Origin of the sequence: Paenibacillus sp. 7523-1 (assembly GCF_002276415.1) — a bacterium.
GTDB lineage: Bacteria > Bacillota > Bacilli > Paenibacillales > Paenibacillaceae > Paenibacillus > Paenibacillus illinoisensis_A.
Map to the genome: position 1 here is coordinate 39,380 of NZ_NPBR01000016.1, position 15,605 is coordinate 54,984.

At 40.2% G+C, this 15,605-nt stretch carries 23 protein-coding genes; all 23 read right to left on the minus strand.

The window, feature by feature from the left end; all coding sequences use genetic code 11:
- Positions 1–40 precede the first annotated feature (40 nt).
- Entirely contained in the window at positions 41–553 is a 513-nt protein-coding gene (locus CHH60_RS17810) for a hypothetical protein (RefSeq protein ID WP_369680189.1), read from the minus strand.
- Between the two features lie 42 nt (positions 554–595).
- The gene (locus CHH60_RS17815; RefSeq protein WP_095360415.1) at positions 596–1,096 is read right to left on the minus strand and encodes a DUF6985 domain-containing protein; all 501 of its coding nucleotides are present in this window, start codon (positions 1,094–1,096) and stop codon (positions 596–598) included.
- Between the two features lie 15 nt (positions 1,097–1,111).
- The gene (locus CHH60_RS17820; RefSeq protein WP_095360416.1) at positions 1,112–2,152 is read right to left on the minus strand and encodes a hypothetical protein; all 1,041 of its coding nucleotides are present in this window, start codon (positions 2,150–2,152) and stop codon (positions 1,112–1,114) included.
- Positions 2,153–2,358: 206 nt separating this feature from the next.
- Positions 2,359–3,063 (minus strand): MBL fold metallo-hydrolase, encoded by a 705-nt coding sequence (locus CHH60_RS17825; protein ID WP_255247991.1) that lies wholly within the window; start codon positions 3,061–3,063, stop codon positions 2,359–2,361.
- Positions 3,064–3,357: 294 nt separating this feature from the next.
- Positions 3,358–3,729: a hypothetical protein gene (locus tag CHH60_RS17830; RefSeq protein WP_255247985.1), complete on the minus strand. Its 372-nt coding sequence runs from the start codon at positions 3,727–3,729 to the stop codon at positions 3,358–3,360.
- 71 nt (positions 3,730–3,800) lie between these two features.
- Positions 3,801–4,118, minus strand: a complete 318-nt coding sequence (locus CHH60_RS17835) for a hypothetical protein (RefSeq protein WP_217989995.1) — start codon at positions 4,116–4,118, stop codon at positions 3,801–3,803.
- 4 nt (positions 4,119–4,122) lie between these two features.
- On the minus strand, positions 4,123–4,590 hold the full coding sequence (locus CHH60_RS17840) for an NUDIX domain-containing protein (protein ID WP_369680193.1): 468 nt from the start codon (positions 4,588–4,590) through the stop codon (positions 4,123–4,125).
- A gap of 75 nt (positions 4,591–4,665) precedes the next feature.
- The gene (locus tag CHH60_RS17845; protein WP_095360419.1) at positions 4,666–5,529 is read right to left on the minus strand and encodes a DUF4085 family protein; all 864 of its coding nucleotides are present in this window, start codon (positions 5,527–5,529) and stop codon (positions 4,666–4,668) included.
- Between the two features lie 17 nt (positions 5,530–5,546).
- The gene (locus CHH60_RS17850; RefSeq protein ID WP_095360420.1) at positions 5,547–6,092 is read right to left on the minus strand and encodes an HAD-IIIA family hydrolase; all 546 of its coding nucleotides are present in this window, start codon (positions 6,090–6,092) and stop codon (positions 5,547–5,549) included.
- Between the two features lie 357 nt (positions 6,093–6,449).
- On the minus strand, positions 6,450–6,998 hold the full coding sequence (locus CHH60_RS17860) for a GNAT family N-acetyltransferase (RefSeq protein WP_095360422.1): 549 nt from the start codon (positions 6,996–6,998) through the stop codon (positions 6,450–6,452).
- Positions 6,999–7,013: 15 nt separating this feature from the next.
- Positions 7,014–7,634 (minus strand): bis(5'-nucleosyl)-tetraphosphatase (symmetrical) YqeK, encoded by a 621-nt coding sequence (gene yqeK, locus CHH60_RS17865; RefSeq protein WP_095360423.1) that lies wholly within the window; start codon positions 7,632–7,634, stop codon positions 7,014–7,016.
- Positions 7,635–7,703: 69 nt separating this feature from the next.
- Complete coding sequence (locus CHH60_RS17870; protein WP_095360424.1) at positions 7,704–8,237, minus strand: GNAT family N-acetyltransferase; 534 nt, start codon at positions 8,235–8,237, stop codon at positions 7,704–7,706.
- A 283-nt stretch (positions 8,238–8,520) separates the two neighbouring features.
- Positions 8,521–9,006 carry a GNAT family N-acetyltransferase gene (locus CHH60_RS17875; protein ID WP_255247986.1) on the minus strand — a complete coding sequence of 162 codons (486 nt, stop codon included), beginning with the start codon at positions 9,004–9,006 and terminating at the stop codon, positions 8,521–8,523.
- A gap of 147 nt (positions 9,007–9,153) precedes the next feature.
- The gene (locus CHH60_RS17880; protein WP_255247987.1) at positions 9,154–9,588 is read right to left on the minus strand and encodes a GNAT family N-acetyltransferase; all 435 of its coding nucleotides are present in this window, start codon (positions 9,586–9,588) and stop codon (positions 9,154–9,156) included.
- A 98-nt stretch (positions 9,589–9,686) separates the two neighbouring features.
- The gene (locus CHH60_RS17885) at positions 9,687–10,427 is read right to left on the minus strand and encodes a class I SAM-dependent methyltransferase (RefSeq protein WP_095360425.1); all 741 of its coding nucleotides are present in this window, start codon (positions 10,425–10,427) and stop codon (positions 9,687–9,689) included.
- Positions 10,424–10,798 (minus strand): hypothetical protein, encoded by a 375-nt coding sequence (locus tag CHH60_RS17890; RefSeq protein ID WP_095360426.1) that lies wholly within the window; start codon positions 10,796–10,798, stop codon positions 10,424–10,426. The genes CHH60_RS17885 and CHH60_RS17890 overlap by 4 nt, the downstream gene beginning before the upstream one ends.
- 67 nt (positions 10,799–10,865) lie before the next feature.
- Positions 10,866–11,864 (minus strand): serine hydrolase domain-containing protein, encoded by a 999-nt coding sequence (locus CHH60_RS17895; RefSeq protein ID WP_095360427.1) that lies wholly within the window; start codon positions 11,862–11,864, stop codon positions 10,866–10,868.
- A gap of 42 nt (positions 11,865–11,906) precedes the next feature.
- Entirely contained in the window at positions 11,907–12,449 is a 543-nt protein-coding gene (locus tag CHH60_RS17900) for an AAA family ATPase (protein WP_095360428.1), read from the minus strand.
- A 34-nt stretch (positions 12,450–12,483) separates the two neighbouring features.
- A complete protein-coding gene (locus tag CHH60_RS17905) occupies positions 12,484–12,906 on the minus strand; it encodes an NUDIX hydrolase (protein WP_095360429.1) in 423 nt (140 codons plus the stop codon).
- An 88-nt stretch (positions 12,907–12,994) separates the two neighbouring features.
- Positions 12,995–13,522 (minus strand): hypothetical protein, encoded by a 528-nt coding sequence (locus tag CHH60_RS17910; protein ID WP_095360430.1) that lies wholly within the window; start codon positions 13,520–13,522, stop codon positions 12,995–12,997.
- A gap of 188 nt (positions 13,523–13,710) precedes the next feature.
- A complete protein-coding gene (locus CHH60_RS17915; protein WP_441339402.1) occupies positions 13,711–14,292 on the minus strand; it encodes a class I SAM-dependent methyltransferase in 582 nt (193 codons plus the stop codon).
- Between the two features lie 98 nt (positions 14,293–14,390).
- On the minus strand, positions 14,391–14,906 hold the full coding sequence (locus tag CHH60_RS17920) for a hypothetical protein (RefSeq protein WP_095360431.1): 516 nt from the start codon (positions 14,904–14,906) through the stop codon (positions 14,391–14,393).
- Between the two features lie 57 nt (positions 14,907–14,963).
- Positions 14,964–15,266, minus strand: a complete 303-nt coding sequence (locus tag CHH60_RS17925; protein WP_176476118.1) for a winged helix-turn-helix transcriptional regulator — start codon at positions 15,264–15,266, stop codon at positions 14,964–14,966.
- Between the last annotated feature and the right edge of the window lie 339 nt (positions 15,267–15,605).

Below are 15,605 nucleotides of genomic sequence, written 5' to 3' on the forward strand. Positions count from 1 at the left end.
ATTCTTCTTCGTTACTCATTCTTCCACTGGCAGAAGGTCTCTAACTTCCATTATTACATAAAACGCAGCCATGGCAAGACAAGTATACTTCATGTTTTACGCATATCGGATATCCTGGCGGGATCGTCGGTCTATCATCATCCTCATCAATCTCGGACCACTCCAGATAATTGTCCAGATTAACGTCGTCTCTATTGAACGCATGAATCATGGTCTGAAATTGCTCCAAGCAGGGTATGAGCGACTCTTTTCGCGGTTTATAACTCAACCTCTCCCACCCCGCTCCAGCAATAGCATGTATAATCATACGGAGCATAAAATCCTTTTCCTCTTCAAAGGTATCTATGGACCAAGGCATCTCATCGATGTCGAAGCCAACCGTTCCGAAGCCTACGACGGACTGATCCCTCTGGGCCAACCAGATGGTCATTTCCCTCTCACGGTTCGTCCTAGCGAGCATCGAGCCACTTATGGAGAGCACTTCTATAAACACTGATGTTAACCCATTGGACATTCCGATGGATTCGATCACTGGTACAGCATGTTCAGGCATTGAAATGGTATTTCCGATTGTGCTCACCCCTAATAACCATTACTACTCATCCGGTTCAGTCCAGATGGCAAATTCGCCATACCCCAAATACTCACGTACTTCAAGCACCTGATGACCAAGCATCACAATCTCCATGCCATTCTCCGTGTCCCAATCTGTGCTGCCACCTAGTATGGCTCCCAGGATCTTATCCTTCGGATCAGCCGGATTCCGATAAAGTTCAACTTCGCCAAACGCCATGAACGCAAGAATCCCCCTGCCCTCCACTTCGGCCAAGCCTGCAGGGTAGTCTGCCGTATCACTTGACATTTTCTCTGCTTTCCATTCATATGCCTGGTTGCATATGTCGTTAACCGTGTCATCCGGCAAACGATTCAGCACATTTTGGATATACCACTCTGCTTCTTCTAAACGGATGTCTTCCGTATTAAATCGATACTCCACCTCGCATTGGAACAACTCAAGCAGCCCGTATCCAGACACCTGATTCTCATCTGCTGGGTCTTCTATGTCAACACGTTCCAAATGAAATCTTTCCGTCATACGATCCCTCCTTCACTAATCTCCGCCTCCGCCACAAGATGAGCAGCTGGATGAACTGCAGGAAGAGTCAGAAGAGGAGCTACTGCACGATGAACCAGAATTTCCCGAGGAACCGCTGCTGTCGTTACAATGATCGGCATAACAGCTTGAACTGCTTGAACAACTGCTGCTTGACGAAGCTCCTTGGGCTGCCTTTTCCGGTGGGATAAGTTCCTGTTCCAGACGACCCATGTGCACTCCGTACGTTGCCTCATGATACATGGAGTGATATACCATGGCACTCGCCATGATGAGAGCCACATCGACCGAACCTGAGGATTCGAGGGATAGCTCTTTTTCGTTTAGACTTGCCGATCTCTGCAGCCTATCAAGCAGATAAGAAATGACCTGTGCAGCTTCAGGATCTTCCTGCATGCGTCTCGTGTGGAAAAATTGATTTACCAATTCAGTTCGATCTCCCTGAGCGATCAGCTTCTGCAGTTCACCGGATATCGGGTAGCTGAAGAACTCCCCCCAGATTGCGGAGCTATATGGAGTGAACTCGAATAATTGACAGTACACCCAGTCAAACCATGCACGTGCACCTGGATTCTCGCGGCGGGTAACTGCCGGCTCATGATGTACCGTGGAACCCATAAATTCTGCACAAAAATCAGCGTAGGATTTGGTAAACATCAGCATTTCGTGCCATAATTCGTCTACCTCATCGCTAAACATCGGGACCTGTTTCAGCAGAGAAGCCATAACGAAGTATCTTTTAAGCTCGAGCAGCTTCCATCGATACTCCAACTTTTTCATGTGAGGATATTCCTGCTCCATACGGAGCTTTAGTTTATTCGAAAAATGTTTATTAAAGCTCTTCTCCAATTGTTGAACGGTTTTATAATAGGAAATGTCATCACGCAGTCCCAGATTCAAAGGTAATTTTTTGCGTCTATACGTAACTCTCGTGTGTCTTCTGCGTCTTCCTTTTGAACGAAAAATCCTGATCCTGCGCCGAATCATCAAGGCTGCAACCACCAGTAATCCTGCTGCAATGTAGTAGTAGATAGGCATAATAGCGCCTCTCCTCTCCGTAGTTCTTTTCTCTGTATGGGTGAAACTACCATTAGTATAAATGACGATTCAAAACTATTAAAGAGCCCTTAGGCATACAAACTAGGGCTCTTTAATAACATTGATCCTTCGATGTCGATGGACTTTCGGTAATCTGAATCGCACTCCACACGACATTAATGCCGCATTCGTACGTTTAAAACTTTCTACATATGTTGTAACTGTAATCGTTGATCGTTAACAAATGCTTGTAAAAAGAACATCTCGTTTTCATTGGGAGTCCGCTCATGTTCTTTCTCGAAGTTTGTTATTGCGCTATCTAATGATGTAGATGTCACTGCTCTATTACAGGAAGTCAGCTCTCTCCAAAACACATCCATCTCATCCAGGTCGCATATAGACTCATGCCCGAGTAGGAAATGATCCGCATCATACTTTTGAATATCCTCTATCATCGGTAACAACATAGCTTGCTTGTAATGAAACAATGAATTAGTTGTTGTTCCATAAGGGCTGTCTCCAAGGAAAATAGTCTTTTCATCCGGAATGTATACGATTGTTGAATCATCTGTATGTGTGCTCCGAATGGTTTCAATCCTACAGACCTTATTGCCCAAATCAAGTTCGAGAGAACCTTCAAAACTGATATCAGAATCATTTAATTGAAACGAGTTTCTCATCGGTATTTCATTCTTGATAATCTCCATACAGTGAGAACTCATCTTGTTTGCCTTTACATATTCATGGAGTGAATGGTCATCAAAAGAAAAGTTTCTCCAGATGTTCATCATTTGTTGGGTTAAACGATTAACAATAATCGTCGCATTGAATTCATTGATTCCTAAAAAATGATCCCAATGCGCATGCGTGATAACCAGATATTTAGTTGGGGGTACATCTAAACGGCTTATTTCCTACAAAAATTCTTGGGCATGCTGAACCGAATTCCCACCATCGATCACTAGGCTGTATTGATCTCCACATACTAATCCTAAAGTCGGTCTATCTTTATCATTCTGGTTAGATAAGTAATAGATCGATTCACTTAATTTATTTAACATGTCAATTCTCCTCTAATTGTATTGTTGGAGTAAGAGAAAAACCGCATGTTAATGGATATTAACTATGGATCTTTCTCGTTTTATCGATTTACCAATGGAATCACCCCGATTTCGTTTTTAGGTAGGTACGTATGTAAATGCTTTTTAAGATAATGCAATAATCAAGCTGGTAATAAGGAGCAGTAGCGTTACCGGAGCCCAGATTCTTCGTTCCCACACGCTGCGTGTTATCAGATTTAGGATTGTTCCCAGCACCAGATACCCAACAATAAACCAAATTGCTGTATCTGCAAATGAAGACCACTCAGGCAATAACACACCCGCTCTACTCAGTACAACTAAACCAATGAATACGAGAATAGTGATCTGCAGTAAACAGGAAAAGCGCATTGGTGTCGGATATTTCCCGGGAAACTTCCCACCCATCGCCGCCTCTCCCCACGGCATACCTGCAGCGAGTGCCACTTGAAAGAGAATGACAATCAGAATTAGGACAGTAAACAATATCGAAGACACCAATATCACCAATTCACATCCCCACATCTAAATGTAGTTTCTTTTCCTTATACTTTATTGACGTAAATCGGTCAGTATTCTTCAAACCACAATCGATAAAATTCTTCTGAAAACCAGAACCATATGAAACCCAGAATCAACATGATGCACCCTAATCCTTTTAATATTACTTCAATCGTCTTAGGGAGTTCCATGCTCGGCAAGTTTTCTTCAAATTCGCTATTCGGTTTTATGCCTCGATATCTCATCAGAACAAATAGTTTATAAAGAATATCGGGAAAGAAATAAACCACTATACCTGTCACAAATACCGGAATGGATAAGTAACCAAACGTACTGGCCGTCCATTCAATTTCAATTCCATTCATTTTCTTAGCAAATAAGTTCATTGGATTATCTATCAAAATGCGCTCGTTCTTCTTGATTGGAACTGAAAATGTAATCCGGGTAATGATTGGCTAAAGGTGGACGTTCATGCTCACGGAAAAATTGCAAATCCTTCATCTCTTCATTATTTGATGTTAATTGCCCGGATTGGATTCTGCATTCAAATACAATGGTTAAATATTCAACTTGATGACCGTTATGATATGTAAAACGTTGACCTTCTCCGCCGTAGACACCAATGATCTTCTCGGGCTCAATGACAAGACCTGTTTCCTCCAATGCTTCTCTGACCATCGCTTGTGCCGGTGTTTCACCAATCTCAATCGCTCCAGCAATTAACCCCCATGTTGATTCATTGTGTTTACGTCCAAATAAGATCTCTCCATGTTCATTTCGAATAATACCAGCAACACCTGGCATAAATATGAGCTCATTCCCAATCTTAGCTCTAAGGTTTTTATAGTAATCCGACATACTCAATTTCAGTCCCCCCCTTTAGACACAGTTTATAAAATGCTACAACTGACATCATTCACACTTCGTTCTGTGTTACTCTTCTTCTACAACAATATCTTGGCACTGGATAATCAATTCAGACATTTCTTCACCATCAAAAAGCATATGTAGTTCATATCCATTTTCGATACAATACAGTTCTTGATATAGCCAGTACCTACCGACGATGTCCCCTTCTTGCTTAATGATCTCAGGTGCAATAAACGTAATCTTATTTAAATTCGTAAACCCTCCTCGGGTATCGAATCGTATGACCAAGTCCGAATCCGAGACCAATTCCGTCACGGTGCAATCATGAAAATGGACCTGGTTACGAATATGTTCAGGAATAGGTTCAGCTAGCTGCGCCTCCCTGTATTCCTTCGAAATCAGCTGCATTTGAGCTTCATTAATTTTGCTCTGTTTTTTCAACTGTTGCATTACCTCTTTAGTGCAATAACCCAGGGCAAACACACGGATATCTGCAATTAAGTCATTGATCTCTTTCGGTAATTGTACAAACTTGTTTTGGCAACTCCATTCCAGATTACTTTTAAATTCTTGTTTGCTGCCTAACTCGTCAAAAGGTGGCCTCGAATCGTAATCTGCAATTAACTTCTCTATATGCTCTCTTTCTTCAGCCGGCATATGATAAACCATCGTATCCTCTTCCGATACCTCATCCCCACTAATAAATTTCTCAGCACGCACAAGAACTGCACCATCTTGCTCTAACATAAAACGGGGGTCAACATTGTAAACATCTCGTTGAAACTTTACATGCTCTTTTTCTTTTCTTTTATATAACCGAAGATAAAGCTCTTCATCCATTTGTTGAGCTCCGCTGTGTACTCGCATACCAAAGTGAAGATGTGTTTGTTGGCAAAGTTCATACCACTCTTTTGTAAGATGTTTCATGCGTATTCTCTCCTATTTCAATTCTTCAATTTGGCTTGGATGATCCAATGAACTGCATCTAAAATATCTTCTGCTATGTACTCAGGTTCCGTTTCCATCCATTTGTTTCTATACGTTGTTAATGACGATTCTCCCCAGCCTGTTCTTACAAGAACCTTCATGGCTCCTACTGCGTGAGCTGCAAGCATATCCGTATCGCCTACATCACCAATAACGATACATCTTGATAAATCTAAATGGTGCTGCTGTGAAGCCTCCACCAACATGCCCGGTTTTGGTTTTCGGCAGCTGCATTCTTGTTCATGTGGGCAAATATAGGATTGATCGAATCCGTATTCATCAAATTGTTCTTCAAACTCTTGGATCGTTGCCGCTCCACGCGATATCCGATACTGATTCGTTATAGCAAATACCTTGATTCCATTTCTCTTCAGAAGCGTTATAGCTTCTTGTGCATTAGGGTATAACTCAAAATCTCTAGGATGAATAAAGTGTCCTGTGCCACCTATGGTTCCATCTCTGTCCACAAAAACAGCTTGTATGTCCAAATTTGGTTTGATCATGGTTTATTCCTTTCTCCGTTAACTACCGGAATAAAATCATGTTAATTTTATAATAAATGTTATAAAATGTATTTAAAAATGAATAGGGGTGATTGTATGAACTTATCGTTTTTAGCTCTATTTTTTGTTGGGATTATAACCATTTATGCTATCGCATTTACTTTGCTAATTAAGCTGCTTGGAAGGAAATTTAAAGACAAATCCAACATGTATTTTCTTTATGCCTCAGTTATTCTAGTTATTCAATCTTATCTTCTAATCAAGGATTTTTCTGAAAATCAGTCTATACGCTCGGTCAATATCTTATTTTTCTTAATGGCGTTCATGCTGATTTTCCAAGGAATACAACGGAAGAAGTCAAGGATGTAGAAACTCCTTTTTCAATAGAGCATAGATAACCGTATCCACAAACTGATTCTTCCAATAATAATGTTCCTTTAAAATTCCTTCCTCTCTGAATCCAATGTTCTCAAGCAACTTTTTGGATCCCGTATTCTTTGGCTCTACATAGGCTTCAATTCGGTTTAATGCAAGATAGCTAAATCCAAATTCAATGATCCGTTGGATCGCCTCGGTCATATAACCTTGTTCCCAATACTCAGGTGCTAATTCATAGCCTATGTGAGCTTTGTAATGATTTTTCGCCCAACCATGAAATCCACATGTTCCAATCACCTTGTTTTCCGATTTCAAAGTAATTCCCCAGCGAATGGCCTGTTCTTGATTAAACCGATCGTTCCATCTATGAATGAGTTCTCCCGCTTGTTCAACACTCGTAAAACTCTCTACATCATAAAACTTCGTCACTTCATCCGAAGAAAAATACTGAAATATATCTCTTGAATCTTCTTGTTTAATCTCTCTTAATACGAACCGAGCTGTCTCTAACACGGGAAATTGAGGCATATTCTTCTCCTTTCATTATCGATTCATTTCTATCAATTCTTCTCTCGCTGCTATAAGCCAGGGATGTACTAATTTAAGCTTGGAACGTTGTTCCCATACTTGGTTCAGATAGATGAGTATTCCATCATTGAGTTTGGATTCATTTACTTTATCTCGTATCTCTTGCAGGTAACTATGCTCTCCTGGTAATTTCCAAGATATCTTGTCTGAAATGAAAAGTACTTTATCCAGTAAACTTGATTGTGGTTTAAACGTGGTGTGACATTCGATTGCACTTAGTATTTCAGGATCGTTGATATGGAATATTTCTTTTGCCATAGCTTTAGATAACTTCTGGTGAATGATTCTATCATATTTATATTCTTCATCCATGATTTCGATCGATAATGCCTTGGCCAGATTTAACATTTCACTAATTGGAACCACATTACTAATATCATGTAATAACCCCGCTTGTTCTGCCTTTTCAGGGTCGGCTCCAAATAATTCGGCGACTCGCTTTGCTTCTGCGGCAACGTCTAATGTGTGTTTCAGGGTTTCTGGATCATTATGCGCTTCGAAGAAAGAATGAATATTTTGACTTAGATCACTGGATAATTCCACATTCAATACATATGGCTTAAGAATTGGATTCATGTTTTGACCACCTATACGTTAATTTAGCTAACAGTCCCATCCCTACACGATTAGTGACATTTACCGATTTCAATCACTCGATAACATACTATATGTAACAATATTTTCATAATGATCATGAAGCCATTGTGCTTCTCTAGAAATCCCTTCATTGATGAAACCAATCCGTTCTGGTATTGATCTGCTTTTAAGGTTAGTTTCTGCACATTGTATAACTACACGGTTTAATTTCATTTCATTGAATAAGACATCAAGTAGCCTTGTGATGCTTTTTGTGATAATCCCTTTACCTTCCGCTGACGCAGCTAAAAAATATCCAATACTAGTTACTTTATTTTTCCAATCAATATAATGTAATGCAATCATTCCAACCAGTTTACCATCGAACCACAAGCCAGCATCAAAGCCGTTCTGATCTTCATAATTTTGTTTCCACATCTCTATTACTGGATCTAAGTCTTCTGGGGATTGTCGCTTATCCACCCATAGCAACCATTCTCGAAGATGCATTCTGTTCTCATCAATTAATGTGTACAATTCATCTCTTTCTTGCGGTTGAATTAAATTGATTACTATCGATTCATTCACTTGAAACGGAAACAAATTAATCCCTCCATCAACATCAATCTAGGGTCTGCCTTTAAGTTTCTCGATACCAGCTCCGTATGTATTTTGTTCTGTGTTTCCCCGCATGTAAACAAAAATACACCTCAACCTGAGACTTCTCTTAATCTTAGGTTAGGCGTTTGTGGTTCAAACTTTATTTTATTCCATTTTTATACATACATCAACCAAGAACTTGAACTTCTAAATACGACTAAATTGTAGCTGTTTAGATCCACCCAATCATTTTCAACGTGCCACAATACGTTGCGAATATGTCCATTCAAATCTCTAGCTTCATCTGTATAGTTATTATCCTTTTTCCATCTTCTAATTTCGTTATTCTCATATCAATGGGTTTAAATCCATGCTTGTGATAGAATGCGAGCCCTCTTGAATTTGTGCTATGACATGATAATAATAAATTCTTTACTCTATAAATCGATTTAGCCTTCATTACCATCGTCTCTAATAAATACGAAGAAGCACCTTGTCCTCTAAAACGCTTGGATACAATAACGTTGCCTAGCCAACACACATCGTCTTTATAATTATACAAATTGGCATAGGCTATAACTTGATCTGACTCTTTATGAACTATAACGGTAGGTTCGTATCGATTCTCAAGAAGTTTCACTATCTGATCTGGTGTTAGCGGATATTTAAATTGTGGACTAACATAGAACAATTCTTCATCTGACTGAGGAAAACAGCTTATATCTTTTAAATCGTCATTTATTAAAGACCTATAGGAATAGATGAATCCCATCTCCTTTCTCGTTTTGAACAATTCCTGCTCTTCATATTGCTCATAATATGTGTTTCTTCCACAAAACCAGTCCGTTCATACATCAAGATAACGTAACACTTTTCAACCCGCCTTCCTTTAGAAATATTTAAATACAATTCTGAAAATTCACTTCAATTCCTTAGCAAATACGAATTCATCCTCCGGGTCATAACCTGCTTTTTCATATGTTTTTATCGCCTTAGCATTCTTATTTCCTGTCAAAATTTTGATGTGTTTCACTCCTGAATGATTAAAAATCCCTTCCAGTCGTTCAATCATCATTCCGGCCAATCCATTCCTGCGTGCAGATTCTTGTATGTACATTTCAGTGATCTCGGCCTGATGCTCTGCATAGCAAAACGATTTATAGATCTGTCCGCTTGCAAATCCAACGACTCGCTCTTCCATTACAGCTACTACAATAACTTCTCTTCCATTAAAAAGGTCCGTTTCTACCTCTTCCCGGCTTCGGCGAACTCCATTAAATTGATCATTCAATTCTATCAAAAATGGTACATCTTCTTTCACAGCTTCACGAACGAGCAAACTAGGAATGGACAATGAAATACCTCCTTCATGTTATAGAACTGGGACTATCATTCATCACTAATAAGATTGGTCATTTGGGCTTATGTCCATTAAGTTGATCCTGACCAAGATCACAAGGAACATTCAAACACATGAAAATAGGTGCCTTCCCCATATCCATCCTTCACTTCATGCAAATGAATATGTTGAAAACCATTTGTCCTAAGGATATCTTCAAACTCCTTCATTTCATACAATCGAAGAGGGAAGTTCATCACCTCGGTCTTTTGGATTTTGTCGTCTTTGACTAACTCATATTTCAGCTCCGTTACGAGCATGGATTGCTCTTTGCGATACTGGACTTTTTTGGATAAAACAATTAATTCATGGTTTACAACCTTCCGATCCGTTTCTCTCCATTCTGGAATCTCTTCCACGTCGTTCCCTTTTAACATAATCGTCAATAGAAGTTTCCCTTCAGCCTTAAGCGCAGATTGCAGATTGGCCAGGCTTTGGTTCACTAATTCACTGGGAAGCAGCGAGAACGATCCAAATGGGATCATAATCAAATCGAACTGGTCGGAGCTTACGAAATCTTCAATCTTTTGATAATATACATGAGGCTTCAGATTTAATCGCTCACCTTTTTCTTTACATACCTTAAGCATATCTTCGGATATATCGAATCCCTCTATTTGTATTTCACGCTGCATAAAAGGGATCAGCATTCTACCATTTCCACACATGGGTTCAAGCACACGCATATCTGTTCTGTCAACAAACGAAAGGTAAAAATCAAGCTCTCTGCCTTCCGCTAACGATTTGTCGCTTTCATATATCTTCGTACAAAGTTCTCCATAATAACTGTTCACTGGTGTTCCTCCTTCATTAGATCATCCATCGCCTGAACAGCCAGTTCCAATGCTTGTATTCTCCTTATTAGAAGAGTTCTCTGAGGACTGCCTTCCTTAGCCTTAGCAAGTGAGTTGTCAATAGATGGCATTAAACCCGTAAGAACACTGCGAGCTTCAGTCAGATCTCTCCGAGTATATGGATGAGGTTTGTGTTGCCACACATGTTCAAGCATGGATAAACCAATACGAAGAGCCTTAAGTCTCTTTTCTATTAAAGTTGTATTTGCCCCTTTCTGAGTCATCTGCGTCAAGGCATTTTCGGATTTCCGGATGGTTGATTGTATGGATTGTATGGATTGCGATTGAATTCGTTCTGATACGTTTTCCATTATAGGACTGTCCGCCTCTCGCCATTGTCTATATGCTCCTATGATTCTGTAGATCAACTTTCAGGGATTATAGATCTCGGGCGTATTTGTTAACCAGATTTCCAAATGTTTTGATATCCTCTAGATAATCATATCCTGCTGGATTGGGCCCGGTTTGATTGTACATTCTCACCGCTACCGTTCTATACTTCGGTATGACAAGGCAGGCACAGCCGGTGATGCCCAAGGATTGAAAAGAACCGGATGGAAGCTCATTCCCGAGTTCCGTCATAGCACGCGGCTCATCCTGCACAAACCAAAAGAAACCGTTTCTCGGTAATTGGTGTTCGAGATCTGGAGGACTAATGATTGTCGTCGCTTGCTCAAAAACTTCTCTCGGCAGTATTTGCTGCCCATGCATGGCGCCCCTCTTCAAATGCAAATAACCCCAGTAGGCCAATTCCTTGGTACTCACAAATAAGTTGGCTTCATCGCCTTGATTATCGTTATATTGTTCATTGAGGAGCCAAACTAACTTTTCATTCGGTTCCTTTCTCCAACCGGTATGACTAAAACTCATGGGCGTAAATACACGTTCTTCAAGTAGTTGAGATAGTGGCATATGATATAATTTTTGAATGATCTTAATGAGCAAATTGACTCCAACATTATTGTATTTCCAGTCCGTCCCTGGCAAAAACAATCGATGATGCAGATCACCTAAACCATGGGTGTGTGTTAGCAGATGTCTTATCGTTGTGTTTCCCACTGCCACTGTATCCACATCATCCAAATAGTCGGCAACATCATCATCTATGCTGCAAATCTTTCCTTCATATAAGGCAAGACTAATGGCAAGTCCTAAATATGTCTTTCGAACCGATGCCACATGAAATTGAGATTCCTCATTTACTAATCGACTGCCTGTGGATTCGGTATGTACTCCTGAGTACCATTCATTCACGATTCGGTCATGATGAATAATGCAGGTTGCAGCTGCTGTAGCAGATAGCTCGTTTTTAACCCGTAAAACATAATCATTCAGTTCATTGAATGTTGTATTCTCCGTTTTCTGTATGTTGAGCAAGGAGACTCACACCACCATTCTTCACTTTTATCTATCAGTTAACTAGGTATGATTATGATCTTGGTCTATCTTCCTCCATATGATATCTACAACCTCACTAGTCTCAAGATGATCCGTTATCAGGTGTATTCCAAACTTATCATCCTTCAGAGCATGCACAACCTTCGGCGCTTGTTGATACTGCCAGCCTCCAAATTCATCTCCGCGTTTAGCTAACCGCTTGTATATCGTTTCTTCAGTAGCCACTAGCGAAAAATGATATAACTCTTCGTCAATGGCTTTGAATCCGTTATAGATGTGGTTAAAGTTCTCTTCTTTATAAATAGTCATGGGAACGATTAGGTGTTTGTTATATTTCCGCCTTACTTCTACAGCCGTCTTCACAGTTAGAACTCTCCATAGTTCGATATCCTGAAAATCATCCGTACGCTCATTCTCTTCCCGGCATTCCTCCGGAATGAGTTTTCTGATCATATACCCTATTTCTTCAGGGTCGTATATCATACTATTGTTGATCAAGGGCTGGAGCATCTTTGCTGCCGACGTTTTGCCCGAACCGAACGCTCCATTAATCATAACGATCATAGGATCACTCCTTTTCTAGAAGAGTTTAACTGCATTACTTTCTCCCTTGGTCATAATGAGGAATTTCGGTTCCTTGGACTAGACTCCGTATGCCATCCTTATAATAGGGCATTAGCTCATCAGCCTTGTCCACATCCATCCAGGCAATTTCAGATATTTCATGAGGCCTGATAAGCTCTAACCTTCCTCCAATAACCTCAGATCTAAACGTGAAGAAGATGGCATGTTCCTGCTTTTTCTCAAATATACATTCATTGATGGCAATGACCCCTTGGACTTTTACATCAAGTCCTGTTTCTTCTTTGGCTTCTCTGATGGCTGCTTGATCCAACGTTTCCTCCTTTTCCACCGCTCCACCAGGCAGCGACCAACTTGAATTGCCTTTATTCTTGACCATTAGAATCTTGGAGGAGGTATCATCCAGGATTAATGCATAGGCTACGTCAACTCGTCTCATTAAGTTATCTCCTTCCGAGAGGGTTTAGATCTTTATTCAATTCGCAGTAGCTGGTCTAGTATGACTGCTTCTGCTTCTTCATAAACACTTAATAACGCTCTTCAAATCTCTTAACCCACCAATCCCTGTTCAATAAATAATCAATTTTAACTGGCATGATCATAAATTGTTCATTCACTTCAATGGGTTCTCTTAAACCTGTATACACCAAATCAATATCTAACTTAAAAGGTTTGATTTTTCTTCCAACCTGACTTTCGAATTCCTGTACAAAAGACAAAAGATTCGGCGCACCTTCCCAGTAGTGCATCGCCGCTTGGCCGCCTGCAGGCATGTTCCACCATTTAATAAAAGAAGGCCACATATGGATTAGAACAGCCCTCACATCCTTATCTACCATTGAAAACTCAGGAGGATCCAAAATCAAACTTCTCTGGACTCCACTTTTAATCAGTCCTTTATTATAGACACATTGTTTCCATAGCTCATTCCACTGCCCTTTGAACTTTTCATTACTTCGTCCATCATTAGAATATTGACTCCCAGGCCACGTTCCTTCTCCGAATTCTTCCGTCAACAGTCCATGAGCACTTGCCACAAACATAAGAAAATTCAAGTCATAATCTCCTGATATGCAAATGGTCCACGTATTGTTCACTCTGGTTATTTCCTCTCTGTCATAGAAATTGTAGTGACCACGCTTACAAATTCTTCGTGCTACTAATTTCTCCTATTAACCAAAATCCCTGTGCTGGAAGTGAGCCGTCGTCTGAAGTAGAAAACTAGTTTAGAGCATCTCTTTCATCAGACACCCTCCACTTTTTTAGCATCAACAATTAAGGATACAAATCCCAAATTCCCATTCTGATTCCGATGGTCAAATCTCTTAGATCTGTAGATAAATCCATTTTCAGGGTTCCAATTTGTAAAATAAAACTTCCCATCTTCATCACAATATTCTAACAACTCTACTTCAAAGCCTGCCTCCTCGAACAAATTAGTTATCGTGTTATAATTATGTACTATCTTATGACTTGCAGCCGGGTGATCTAGGGGGCCAGGCCCTCCAATCTTGACAATGTTCTGATACTCTTTATTCTGAAAATATCCATCAGGAACTGCACAACGGATATAACCGTTCGTTTTTAAATATTTATAACAAATCTTCGCAGCTTGAACTCCCTCCTCATAAGTCAAATGCTCCCATACATGTTCTGATAAAATTGCTTCAATCCTTCGTTCCTTAAAACTATCTTCCCAGTCTACTAATCGTAGCAAATCCAATTCTTCCTTTTGTGTCTGCATCCATCCTTGATATTTCTGTGATGAAGCACCTATGATGATCTTAATTGTTTCTGTCGGCGCTAGATGGGAAATATCTATCATTATGTATGGCCTCCTTTAAATTATCCAAATTAACACATAGCTTATATCGCATTGGAGTCATTAAATATCTTCTCACTAACAGAGGACGGCAACTGGATTTAGTTTTTAATTGAAGCGTAAACTTTTTTAATTTGGGATGAGAATTTAGCTGCACCTGGAATTCGTGTGCGTTTGAAATATCCGGTTAACAGTTGGGGATGATTTTTGACTAGATCATATTCAATAACGGTGTCAGCGATGACTGATCTCGTAAAACCCAAAATCTCGACTACTTCAGATTTATCCCCCTCATCAAGCTCTTCCTCCTCACGGAATTCCCCATCCGGGTCATCGTCCAGCTGCTCACTGAATGTTAGACGAGCAACAACATAAGACATGATATGTTCCTTGTCCTGGGCCAATTGCTCCGTGATCCACTGAACGCATTCCTCCTCTGCTGGAGACGAAATGCCGAAGCCATACAGTGTATACATCCGTTCTCTAAAGGAATCCATTAAGAACTCTGCTTCATAACTGGCATGTTCAACAAACTTGGTATCCGGTTTAAGCTGAACAAGTTCAGCCGTAACATTTTTGTACCAATCACTTGTTAGGAATTCTTCTATTGTTTTCATTACTTCATTCTCCTTCCTGTCCCCGGCTTGTACTTAACTCTTCAACACACCGGAGATTCAAAAATCCTCCAACACTTTGGACTTATCCCCGTACACCTTATCCAGATGCTCTTCCCCCCAGTAACACAAATGGTCCAGAGCCGGTTTCAATCCCCAACCGTAGTCTGTTAACTCATATTCCACTCTAGGGGGAACCTCCGAATAGACTTTTCTTTGCACAATTTCGTCTTTTTCCAAGCCTCTTAGCTGCGTCGTCAGCATCTTTTGCGTAATTTCAGGTATCAGCTTCCTAAGCTCGGATGAACGTTTCCTTCCTGTCATCAAGTGGTAAATAATCAGAGGCTTCCATTTTCCGCCCATCACTTCCAAGGCAGCCTCGACACCTACTTTATACTTTTTGGGAGCGCCAGCTTCACGATCTTCTGTCAACTTATATCTCTCCTTCATCAGACTATATCCAAATACTACAACCAAGGTAAAAACATAGCTATTTCCTTCATTTTTGTCTATTATTCCAGCCCAAAATAAGGCTCAATTTCAGGGTACAATTTAGGGTACTTTCATGTTCCTATAGCACTTCAATCTTCCTATAGAACTTCAAAGTGCGTTCTTCCAGAATATATCCATCTCTGTTTATAATAGCATCAGCCATGAAGTGTGGCTACCAAACAAGCGCTGTAGAAAGGTCGTGAAATATAA

What these genes read in the sequence shown, in the direction of transcription:
- CHH60_RS17810 (WP_369680189.1), bottom strand. Translation starts at nt 553, where the DNA reads ATGCCTGAACATGCTGTACCAGTGATCGAATCCATCGGAATGTCCAAT.
- CHH60_RS17815 (WP_095360415.1), bottom strand. Translation starts at nt 1,096, where the DNA reads ATGACGGAAAGATTTCATTTGGAACGTGTTGACATAGAAGACCCAGCA.
- CHH60_RS17820 (WP_095360416.1), bottom strand. Translation starts at nt 2,152, where the DNA reads ATGCCTATCTACTACTACATTGCAGCAGGATTACTGGTGGTTGCAGCC.
- CHH60_RS17835 (WP_217989995.1), bottom strand. Translation starts at nt 4,118, where the DNA reads ATGAACTTATTTGCTAAGAAAATGAATGGAATTGAAATTGAATGGACG.
- CHH60_RS17840 (WP_369680193.1), bottom strand. Translation starts at nt 4,590, where the DNA reads ATGTCGGATTACTATAAAAACCTTAGAGCTAAGATTGGGAATGAGCTC.
- CHH60_RS17845 (WP_095360419.1), bottom strand. Translation starts at nt 5,529, where the DNA reads ATGAAACATCTTACAAAAGAGTGGTATGAACTTTGCCAACAAACACAT.
- CHH60_RS17850 (WP_095360420.1), bottom strand. Translation starts at nt 6,092, where the DNA reads ATGATCAAACCAAATTTGGACATACAAGCTGTTTTTGTGGACAGAGAT.
- CHH60_RS17860 (WP_095360422.1), bottom strand. Translation starts at nt 6,998, where the DNA reads ATGCCTCAATTTCCCGTGTTAGAGACAGCTCGGTTCGTATTAAGAGAG.
- yqeK (WP_095360423.1), bottom strand. Translation starts at nt 7,634, where the DNA reads ATGAATCCAATTCTTAAGCCATATGTATTGAATGTGGAATTATCCAGT.
- CHH60_RS17875 (WP_255247986.1), bottom strand. Translation starts at nt 9,006, where the DNA reads ATGGGATTCATCTATTCCTATAGGTCTTTAATAAATGACGATTTAAAA.
- CHH60_RS17890 (WP_095360426.1), bottom strand. Translation starts at nt 10,798, where the DNA reads ATGGAAAACGTATCAGAACGAATTCAATCGCAATCCATACAATCCATA.
- CHH60_RS17900 (WP_095360428.1), bottom strand. Translation starts at nt 12,449, where the DNA reads ATGATCGTTATGATTAATGGAGCGTTCGGTTCGGGCAAAACGTCGGCA.
- CHH60_RS17905 (WP_095360429.1), bottom strand. Translation starts at nt 12,906, where the DNA reads ATGAGACGAGTTGACGTAGCCTATGCATTAATCCTGGATGATACCTCC.
- CHH60_RS17915 (WP_441339402.1), bottom strand. Translation starts at nt 14,292, where the DNA reads ATGATAGATATTTCCCATCTAGCGCCGACAGAAACAATTAAGATCATC.
- CHH60_RS17920 (WP_095360431.1), bottom strand. Translation starts at nt 14,906, where the DNA reads ATGAAAACAATAGAAGAATTCCTAACAAGTGATTGGTACAAAAATGTT.
- CHH60_RS17925 (WP_176476118.1), bottom strand. Translation starts at nt 15,266, where the DNA reads ATGGGCGGAAAATGGAAGCCTCTGATTATTTACCACTTGATGACAGGA.